At 70.3% G+C, this 1425-nt stretch carries 3 protein-coding genes; 2 read left to right on the forward strand and 1 reads right to left on the reverse strand.

The annotated features are described in order from the left end of the window. Window positions 1-20: 20 nt before the first annotated feature. Window positions 21-281 (reverse strand): hypothetical protein, encoded by a 261-nt coding sequence (locus ACIKT0_RS18210; protein ID WP_407106739.1) that lies wholly within the window; start codon window positions 279-281, stop codon window positions 21-23. A 220-nt stretch (window positions 282-501) separates the two neighbouring features. Here ACIKT0_RS18210 and ACIKT0_RS18215 point away from each other — a divergent pair, with 220 nt between their 5' ends. Both ACIKT0_RS18215 and ccmD read left to right on the forward strand, forming a co-directional pair. Next, on the forward strand, window positions 502-1266 hold the full coding sequence (locus ACIKT0_RS18215) for a heme ABC transporter permease (RefSeq protein ID WP_407106740.1): 765 nt from the start codon (window positions 502-504) through the stop codon (window positions 1264-1266). Further along, a partial coding sequence (gene ccmD, locus ACIKT0_RS18220; RefSeq protein WP_407106741.1) for a heme exporter protein CcmD occupies window positions 1263-1425 on the forward strand: 163 nt, incomplete at its 3' end. The genes ACIKT0_RS18215 and ccmD, both read left to right, overlap by 4 nt.

Here is a 1425-nt window from a genome sequence, read left to right on the forward strand (position 1 = left end):
CGGCTATCACGACCGCACGTTCATCGAAGGCGGCCGCGGCTACCGCGACCGTGACCGCTACCGCCATGGCGTCCATCGTGGCGCTCGTCCTGGCGGCGACCGTCGTACCGGCTGCGCTCGTAGCGGCCGTCGCCATGGCGGTAGCGGTCACGGTCGCGGTAGCCGCGGCCGCCTTCGATGAACGTGCGGTCGTGATAGCCGTAGCCGCGGGGCCGGTCGTGCTGGCAGGCGGCGAGCGCCAGCGTCGCCGCCGAGATCGCGAGCAGGGGAATGAGTTTCATGGGATCGGCTCCTTGGGGTTCGAGGCCTACATGGCCTGCGGACGCCCGCCGGCCACCCGCACGGCGGCGGCGGCCGACTGAAGCCGGGAGCGCGAGCGCGGTTCGGGATGGTTCTTGTCTGAAGTGATGAGGGGCGCCATGCGGGGACGCCGGCCGGCGACGCGGATTTTCGCCACGGACGTCTGTTTTGAGGACCGCGTTCGACATAAAAGGCCCATCCATGGCCCTGCTCTCCTCCATCACGGCGCTCGCCAATCCGGCCCGTTTCTCGGGTTTCGCGACCCGCGTGCTGCCATGGCTCGCCGGCGCGACCGCCGCCATGCTCGCGCTCGGCCTCTATCTCGGCCTCGTGGTGGCGCCGGCCGACTACCAGCAGGGCGAGACCGTCCGCATCATGTTCCTGCACGTGCCGTCCGCATGGCTCGGCATGATGGGCTACACCATCATGGCCGTGGCGAGCCTCGGCGTGCTGATCTGGCGCCATCCGCTCGCCGACGTCGCCGCCAAGGCCGCGGCCCCGCTCGGCGCCGCCTTCACGTTTCTGGCGCTCGCCACAGGCTCGCTCTGGGGCAAGCCGATGTGGGGAACCTACTGGGTGTGGGACGCCCGGCTGACCTCGTTCCTCATCCTGTTCCTGATGTATCTCGGCCTGATGGCGCTGCGCTCGGCCATCGAGGAGCCGTCGCGCGCCGCAAAGGCCTGCGCCGTGCTGACCCTGGTCGGTTCGGTCAACATCCCGATCATCAAGTTCTCGGTCGACTGGTGGAACACGCTGCACCAGCCGGCCTCCGTCACCCGGCTGGGCAAGCCCGCCATGGATCCCACGATCCTGTGGCCGTTGCTCGCCAACGCGCTCGCCTTCACGCTGCTGTTCGTCGTCCTGCACCTCGCCGCGATGCGGACCGAGCTGATCCGGCGCCGGCTGCGGACGCTCAGGATCACCGCCGCGGCGTCGGCCGCCTTCGCGCCGGAGCCCGCCGAATGAACGATCCGCATCTCGGCTTCATCGTCGCCTCCTATGCGATCGGCCTCGCCGTGATCGCCGGGCTGATCGGCTGGACGATCCTCGACTATCGCGCGCAGTCCCGCGCGCTGGCGGAGCTCGAGGCGCGCTCCGGCGGCGGCCGGAGCCGGAGCCGGAGCC

Source organism: Hansschlegelia beijingensis, from assembly GCF_045505405.1.
GTDB classification, from domain to species: Bacteria; Pseudomonadota; Alphaproteobacteria; order Rhizobiales; family Methylopilaceae; genus Methylopila; species Methylopila beijingensis_A.